We start from the raw sequence: 8,043 nt of genomic DNA, 5'->3' as shown, positions 1-8,043 counted from the left end.
GAAGGGGCTGCTGTAAATGTGGTGCAGTTGGCAGACTGTCAGTGCGCCTTCCGGGCGCAAGCAGGGAATAGTCCCTTATAGGGACAGAGCAAGCCACCCGCTAAGCGGGTGGTCTTGACTGGAAAAGCATTTGGCATTACGGATGAATCCACGGATCTTTCAGGAATAAGGGCGGTTTTATCTGCGATAGAATTCGTGGATGCGGTCCATGCGTGCGCTCATATTGGCAAAAAGTGCATCGGTGATTGTGAGAGCTGCCATGGCTTCCACAACAACTACGGCACGTGGAACAATAACAGGATCATGGCGTCCTTTGATCTCAAGCTCCAGATTTTCGCCGGAGCTGGTTACGGTGGACTGGGGCTGGCTGATCGATGGTGTTGGTTTGATATGGGCACGGAGGATAATGTCACTGCCGTCACTCATACCGCCCATGATACCGCCTGCATGGTTGGAGGTCTTGGAAATGATGCCGTCTTTCTGGACAAAACCGTCGTTGTCTTCGGAACCGGTAAGGCGTGTTACACCAATGCCGTCGCCGATTTCAACGGCTTTTACAGCACCGATGGACATGATTGCGTGAGCAAGGGTGGCATCTAGTTTATCAAAAACTGTATCGCCAAGACCGGCAGGAACATTTTTGATCCGGCATTCAATAACACCGCCGGCACTGTCCTGGTTATTGAGACACTGTTCGAGATAGGCAGCTGCTTTTTCTGCTGCGTCGGCGTCTGGCATGCAGAGGGCATTGTTTCGGATTTCTTCTTCTGAGAAAGACTGGATTTCCACAGGGCCGATGGATTTTGCGTAAGTGGTAAAGGTAATGCCAAGTTCATTTAAGAGTTTGATGGCAATGGCACCGGCTGCCACACGGCCGGCGGTTTCCCTTCCGGAAGAACGTCCGCCTCCACGGTAATCGCGGAAACCGTATTTCTGGTCAAAAGTAAAGTCTGCATGACCGGGGCGGTAGGAGTATGCAATATTTCCGTAATCCCGGGAACGCTGGTCGGTATTGCGGATCAGAAGAGAAATTGGTGTGCCGGTAGTTTTTCCCTCAAAAACTCCGGAAAGGATCTCAACAAGATCTCCTTCCTTACGGGCAGTTGTGTAGCGGCTCTGACCTGGCTTTCTCCGGTCAAGAAAAACCTGGATATCTTCTTCACAGAGAGAGAGGCCTGCCGGGCAGCCGTCGAGAACCGCACCGATAGCTTTGCCATGAGATTCTCCCCAGGTGGTAACTACGAATTTTTTTCCGAATGATGACTGACTCATTTGTATAACTTCCTTTCGTTGGAATTCTGGAATCATTATATAGGAAGCCGGAAAAAATGTAAAGAACGTGGAAAGCAGAATGAATTTTCATGTAAAGATTCTGTGAAATTATTTAAAAGCTTTTTTAAAAAGAAAATGTATGAATTGACAAAGCTATTTTGACTATTTATAATAAAAAAGAATTTTGCCCTGGCAAAAGAAAAGCAAAAGAAGGGAAGTGGGAATCGTGGTAAGGATTTACAAGACAATAGACGGAGCCATCCACCAGATACAGGAACCGGAGGAAGGCTGCTGGATTGCGCTGACGAATCCGACGGCAACAGAGATTTTTGAATTTTCCGAGAAGTTTGATATAGAGGTTGACGATTTACGATCCCCTTTGGATGAGGAAGAACGGTCACGTATCGAAGTTGAGGATAATTATACACTGATCCTGGTTGACGTTCCTATGATCGAGGAACGTAATGACAAGGACTGGTATGGAACCATACCGCTTGGTATCATTGTGACAGGGTCTATGATCTTTACCATCTGTCTGGAGGACACACCGGTTCTGACCAGATTTATGGAAGGAAGAGTCCGGAGCTTTTTTACCTATATGAAGACCCGTTTTATTTTCCAGATCCTTTACAGAAATGCAAGTATGTACCTGCGTTATCTGCGTATCATCGACAAGAAAAGTGAGCAGGTGGAAGAAAAACTGCATCTTTCCACGAGAAATGAGGAGCTGATTGAGCTTCTGGAGTTGCAGAAATCTCTGACCTACTTTATCACATCCCTCCGGTCCAACGAGGTTGTGCTGGAGAAGCTTCTGAAGATAGACAGTATCAAAAAATATCCGGAAGATACGGATCTTCTGGAAGATGTCATCACTGAGAACAAACAGGCAATCGAAATGGCCAATGTGTACAGCGGAATTCTGAACGGAACCATGGATGCCTTTGCATCTATTATTTCCAATAATATGAATATTGTTATGAAAGTACTGGCAATTATTACCATTGTTATGAGTATCCCGACCATTGTGTTCAGTGCTTACGGAATGAACGTGGCTGGTTCCGGTATGCCGTTATCACAGAGTCCATGGGGCTTTCTGATCATTATCCTGTTTTCTGTGGCAATCAGTGTTGTGGCAGCGATCATTCTTTCCAAGAAGCGGTTTTTCTGATTTTCAAAAGTTTTCTGAAAGGAGATTTTAATGAAATTTATCGACAAACTGGAACGTAAGTTTGGAAGATTCGGAATACCCAATCTGACCGTTTACATCATCGGATGTTATGTGCTGGGATATTTTCTGGCCATGTTTGCTCCGGGAGTTTTGGATATGCTGAGTCTTGATATGTCCATGGTCATGAAAGGACAGATCTGGAGACTGGTGACATGGGTGATTTATCCGCCGTCCAGTGTGGGAGGAACCGGTAATCTTGTGATGTTCCTTCTCGCAATCTTTTTCTTCTATTATCCGATTGGTACTTCTCTGGAACGTACCTGGGGGACTTTCCGGTATACATTGTATATTTTTTCAGGACTTTTATTTACTGTGATCGCGGCAGTGCTTCTGTATGTATTTACAGGTGGCTATGTGATGATGAATGGGATTACCTATTCTCTTGGCGGTGGCATTTTTACCACATATTATATCAGTCTTTCCATTTTCCTTGCCTATGCAGTCACATATCCGGATCTTCAGCTGCTGCTTATGTTTGTGATCCCCATCAAGATGAAATGGATGGCATTTGTATATGGACTGTTTATTGCGTGGGATATCGTATCATATCTTAGAGTTGGACTTTGGGTAGGCGTTGTGCCGATTGTAGCATCACTTTTGAATTTTGTGATCTTTTATTTCAGTACGCGGGATATGAACCGTTACAATCCGAAGGAGATTCACAGGAGACAGCAGTTTAAGAAGGCCATGGCTCCGACCAGAACGGGCTATGGATCAGATGGAATTGCCAAGCATAAATGCGCGATCTGCGGACGTACCGAAAAGGATGATCCAAATCTGGAGTTCCGTTTCTGCTCAAAGTGCAAGGGAAATTATGAATATTGCCAGGATCATTTATTTACGCACAAACATGTACAGTAAAACGTAAAAAAAGAGGGAGGATATTCAATTATGAAAAGAACAAAGATCATCTGTACACTTGGACCTGCCAGCAACAACAGAGAAACTCTGAAGGCTCTTATGGAGAATGGAATGGATATTGCCAGATTCAACTTTTCTCACGGAGATCACGAAGAGCAGAAGGGTCGTGTGGACATGATCAAAGAGCTTCGTGAGGAGCTTGATATGCCTATTGCCATGCTCCTTGACACAAAGGGACCGGAGATCCGTACCAGACTTTTGAAGGACGGACAGAAGGTTAAGCTGGAAGCAGGAAAACAGTTTGTACTTGGAATTGGTGATTTTGAAGGTGATGACAAAAAAGTTGCCATCACATATGAGACACTTTATAAAGACGTGAAACCGGGAAACAAGATTCTTATTGATGATGGTCTGATCGAGCTGGAAGTTAAGGCGATCAAAGGAACCGATATCATCTGTGATATCTTAAACGGTGGTGAGCTGGGAGAGAAAAAAGGCGTAAATGTTCCTTATGTAAAAGTAAATCTTCCGGGTATCACAGAGCAGGATAAGAACGATATCCTTTTTGGTATCGAGCAGAAATTTGATTTCATTGCGGCATCTTTCGTCCGTTCCGCAGAGGTGATCCGTGAGATCCGTAAACTTCTGAATGATAACGGTGGAAAGGATATCGGTATTATTGCGAAGATTGAGAATGCAGAAGGTGTTGAGAACATTGATTCCATCATTGAAACATCGGATGGTATCATGGTTGCCAGAGGAGATCTTGGCGTGGAGATTCCTGCAAGCCAGGTGCCGCACATCCAGAAAGAGATCATCCGTAAATGTAATGAACATTATACACCGGTTATCACAGCAACACAGATGCTGGATTCCATGATCCGTAATCCCCGCCCGACACGTGCGGAGGTAGCGGACGTTGCCAATGCGATCTACGATGGAACCGATGCGATCATGCTTTCCGGTGAGACAGCAGCTGGTAAATATCCGGTTGATGCTCTTCAGATGATGGCGGAGATCGCAGAGATGACAGAACCGCATCTGGATTATAAGGTATTTATTGAACATCGTTCCATGGATGGAAGAGAGAAGATCTCCAGTGCAGTTGCACTTGCAACAGTCCGCACTGCGAAGAATCTGAAGGCAAATGCCATCGTGACACCGACCATGAGTGGAAATACAGCCAGACTGATTTCCAATTTCCGCCCGAAGGTTCCGATCTATGCCATTACACCGAACTCAACCATCCAGCACAAACTTCAGCTGATCTGGGGTGTAACACCTCTGAAAGGATATCAGAGAGATACCACGGACCATATCATGTCTCAGGCTATGAATGTTGTCCGCAGCCGTCATCTGATCCATAAAGGAGACCTTGTTGTATTTACAGCAGGAGACCCTGCGACCAACATGACAAACGGTCATGGTGCAGTGACAAATATGATGCACGTGATCGAGGCAGAATAAGACCGGGGGTTCTTAAGGAACAGCGGTCGGAAAACAGGAGATACAGTTATTATGAAAAAAGTACCATTTGTGACACTTGAGAAACTCAACGAGATTACCGAAAAATATCCGACACCCTTCCATCTTTATGATGAGAAGGGAATCCGTGAGAATGCAAAAGCCCTGAAAGAGGCTTTCGCCTGGAATAAAGGATTCAAGGAGTTTTTTGCGGTAAAAGCAACACCGAACCCGTATCTGATTAATATTCTTCAGGAGTATGGCTGCGGCTGTGACTGCTCCTCCGCCACAGAGCTTATGATGGCAAAAGCAGTGGGCTGCAAAAAAGGCGATATCATGTTCTCTTCCAACGATACACCGGAGAAAGAGTTCAAATATGCAGATGAGATCGGTGGAATCATCAACCTTGATGATATCACACATATTGAGAGCGTAGAGAGAGCTCTCGGAAGAATTCCGGAAGTGATCAGCTGCCGTTATAACCCAGGTGGAGTATTCAAGATCAGTAACGGTATCATGGATAATCCTGGAGATGCAAAATATGGAATGACTACCGAGCAGATCTTTGATGCATTCCGTATCCTGAAATCCAAAGGTGCCAAAGAATTCGGAATCCATGCATTCCTTGCCAGCAACACCGTAACCAACGACTACTATCCGATGCTTGCAAAAGTTATGTTTGAGCTTGCCGTGAAGCTTCAGAAAGAAACAGGTGCACACATTAAATTTATCAACCTTTCCGGTGGTATCGGAATTCCTTATAAACCGGATCAGGAGCCAAACGATATCCGTGTGATCGGTGAGGGTGTCCGCAAGGTTTATGAAGAAGTCCTTGTTCCGGAGGGAATGGGTGATGTTGCGATCTATACAGAGCTTGGCCGTTTCATGATGGGACCGTATGGCTGCCTTGTCACAAAAGCGATCCATGAGAAACATACACACAAGGAGTATATCGGTGTAGATGCCTGCGCAGTAAACCTGATGCGTCCGGCTATGTATGGTGCTTATCATCACATTACGGTTATGGGTAAGGAGAATGAGCCATGTGATCATAAATATGATGTGACAGGTTCCCTCTGTGAGAATAATGATAAATTTGCCATTGACCGTATGCTTCCGAAGATCGATAAAGGAGATCTTCTTGTGATCCATGATGCAGGTGCTCATGGTTTTGCAATGGGTTATAACTACAATGGTAAACTGAAATCTGCAGAGATCCTTCTTCATGAGGACGGCAGCTTTGAGATGATCCGCCGTGCCGAGACACCGAGAGATTATTTTGCAACATTTGACTGCTTCCCTGTTTTTAAGAAACTTCTTCAGGATGAAGACGAACTGAAATAAAATAGCAGAAAGATATAGAAATAGCCTTCCATGCATCTTGGTAATGATGCAGGAAGGCTGTTTTATATTTAAGCGTCTGGTAAGAACTGTAAGATCGCTGGCAGGGTCAAATGCAGGGTTACTGCGTTTTGCTGCCGGAGATTTCTGCCATGGCTTTTTTAAACTCAAAGAAAAACAGGATGGCAGTGAAGGTAACAGCCAGGATATCTGCAACCGGCTCAGCCATATAAACTGCATTTGTTTGATCAGCACGGAAAATATTGGGCAGGATATAGATCAGCGGGATGACCAGGACAAATTTCCGGACAATAGCCACAATGATGGAATCCTTGGCTCTGCCAAGGGAGATAAAGGTCATCTGGCAGGCAATCTGGATACCAAAGATAAACACAACTGCCATATAGATCCGGAGAGCTGTCTTTGTGAAAGCAAGTAATGTACTGTCCGAAGTAAACATTTCGGCAAAGATCTGCGGGAAGATCATAATGATCAGCCACAGGATCACGGAATAAGAAACACTTGTTTTTACAAGAAGCTTAAATGTAGAACGTACACGCTTTTCGTTACGTGCACCGTAGTTGTAACTGATAATAGGCTGTGCACCCTGACCAAGTCCCTGAAGAGGAAGCATGGCAAACTGCATGACGCTGGTGAGGATGGTCATGGCTCCTACGGCAACATCCCCGCCGTATTTTAAGAGTGAGGAGTTGTAGCAGACAGAGATAATGCTTTCACTGAGCTGCATGACAAAGAGAGAAGAGCCAAGAGCCATACAGGGCAGAATGATATCGGCTTTCAGTTTCATGGTGCTTTTCCGAAGCCTCAGGAAAGTTTTTTTTCCAAAAAGGAAAGAGAGAACCCAGATACAGGAAAATGACTGGGAGATTACGGTTGCCAGAGCAGCACCGCGGACCCCCATGTGGAACCCGAAAATAAAAACCGGATCCAGGATAATATTGGAAACTGCACCGATCAGTACGGAGAGCATTCCTGTTTTTGCGAAGCCCTGAGCTGTGATGAAATTATTCATTCCAAGGGTCAGCTGTACAAAGATGGTTCCTACTGCATAGATATTCATGTAGCCTACCGCATAGTCGATGGTGTTTGCGCTGGCGCCGAAGGCAAGGAGAAAACTGCGGTTTCCAAGAAGCAGGATGGCAGTCAGGATCAGGGAGAGGATGATCTGCATGGAAAAACAGTTCCCGAGGGTCTGTTCTGCTTTTTCTGTTTCGTTTTTTCCCATAAAGATGCTGGCTCTGGGAGCACCACCGTTTCCGACAAGAGCAGCAAAGGCAGATACGACCATAATAAGCGGCATACAGACACCTACACCGGTAAGGGCAAGAGCACCCTCTCCGGGAATATGACCAATATAGATACGATCGACGATATTGTAGAGCATATTGATGAGCTGTGCAGCAACTGTGGGAAGTGCAAGCTGCAGAAGCAGCTTTCCGACAGGCTTGGTTCCTAAAAAGCTTTTGTCTTTTTCCATTTTTTGTTCCTTTCGTGATTTTTTTGTATCATATAATAAAGACCTGACAGATCTCTCCGTCAGGTCTTTTATGCGAATGCCGCTGGCCGGACTCGAACCGGCACGGATTGCTCCGCTTGATTTTGAGTCAAGTGCGTCTGCCAATTCCGCCACAGCGGCATAACCGTTTATTATAATAGCACAGCACCAGTTGGTTTGCAAGGATTTTTTAAGAATAAAGGGATTATTTGGAAATATTTTCAATTCTAAAAAGTTTATGAAATCGGAGGCTGGCTCCTTGAAATTGACTGAAAAAAGTGGTAGAGTGTGCTACAAGGCTGTACCACCTGATATAGCACTGTGGATATAGCAATATACTATAAGATAACGGAGGAGACTG

The 8,043-nt window shown here is 45.1% G+C and carries 6 protein-coding genes and 1 tRNA gene; 4 read left to right on the top strand and 3 right to left on the bottom strand.

The genetic code is table 11. From position 1 onward, the window contains the following. Positions 1 to 177: 177 nt before the first annotated feature. Complete coding sequence (gene aroC, locus KQI39_RS13070) at positions 178 to 1,272, bottom strand: chorismate synthase (protein WP_216418898.1); 1,095 nt, start codon at positions 1,270 to 1,272, stop codon at positions 178 to 180. Positions 1,273 to 1,498: 226 nt separating this feature from the next. On the opposite strand from aroC, the gene KQI39_RS13065 reads away from it, so the two are divergent. From KQI39_RS13065 to KQI39_RS13050, 4 genes are read left to right on the top strand one after another with little or no spacing between them, the layout of a single operon-like run. Next, positions 1,499 to 2,440, top strand: a complete 942-nt coding sequence (locus tag KQI39_RS13065) for a magnesium transporter CorA family protein (protein ID WP_021977694.1) — start codon at positions 1,499 to 1,501, stop codon at positions 2,438 to 2,440. A 30-nt stretch (positions 2,441 to 2,470) separates the two neighbouring features. Further along, on the top strand, positions 2,471 to 3,361 hold the full coding sequence (locus KQI39_RS13060; protein WP_216418896.1) for a hypothetical protein: 891 nt from the start codon (positions 2,471 to 2,473) through the stop codon (positions 3,359 to 3,361). 30 nt (positions 3,362 to 3,391) lie between these two features. After that, entirely contained in the window at positions 3,392 to 4,828 is a 1,437-nt protein-coding gene (gene pyk / locus KQI39_RS13055; protein WP_216418894.1) for a pyruvate kinase, read from the top strand. A 51-nt stretch (positions 4,829 to 4,879) separates the two neighbouring features. Continuing rightward, entirely contained in the window at positions 4,880 to 6,169 is a 1,290-nt protein-coding gene (locus tag KQI39_RS13050) for a diaminopimelate decarboxylase (RefSeq protein WP_216418892.1), read from the top strand. Between the two features lie 118 nt (positions 6,170 to 6,287). Here the strand turns inward: KQI39_RS13050 and KQI39_RS13045 are convergent, their stop codons facing one another. After that, a complete protein-coding gene (locus KQI39_RS13045; RefSeq protein WP_216418890.1) occupies positions 6,288 to 7,664 on the bottom strand; it encodes an MATE family efflux transporter in 1,377 nt (458 codons plus the stop codon). A 77-nt stretch (positions 7,665 to 7,741) separates the two neighbouring features. After that, a tRNA-Leu gene (locus tag KQI39_RS13040) sits at positions 7,742 to 7,823 on the bottom strand. Positions 7,824 to 8,043: the final 220 nt, after the last annotated feature.

This window comes from Blautia sp. MSJ-36, from assembly GCF_018917985.1.
Lineage (GTDB): Bacteria > Bacillota > Clostridia > Lachnospirales > Lachnospiraceae > Blautia_A.
Note: the sequence above shows the minus strand (reverse complement) of the source record. Positions and strands in the feature narration are given on the sequence as shown.

Bases quoted from the DNA above. Each gene is read 5' to 3' on its own strand.
- KQI39_RS13045 (WP_216418890.1), bottom strand. From the start codon at position 7,664: ATGGAAAAAGACAAAAGCTTTTTAGGAACCAAGCCTGTCGGAAAGCTG.
- aroC (WP_216418898.1), bottom strand. From the start codon at position 1,272: ATGAGTCAGTCATCATTCGGAAAAAAATTCGTAGTTACCACCTGGGGA.
- KQI39_RS13050 (WP_216418892.1), top strand. From the start codon at position 4,880: ATGAAAAAAGTACCATTTGTGACACTTGAGAAACTCAACGAGATTACC.
- KQI39_RS13060 (WP_216418896.1), top strand. From the start codon at position 2,471: ATGAAATTTATCGACAAACTGGAACGTAAGTTTGGAAGATTCGGAATA.
- pyk (WP_216418894.1), top strand. From the start codon at position 3,392: ATGAAAAGAACAAAGATCATCTGTACACTTGGACCTGCCAGCAACAAC.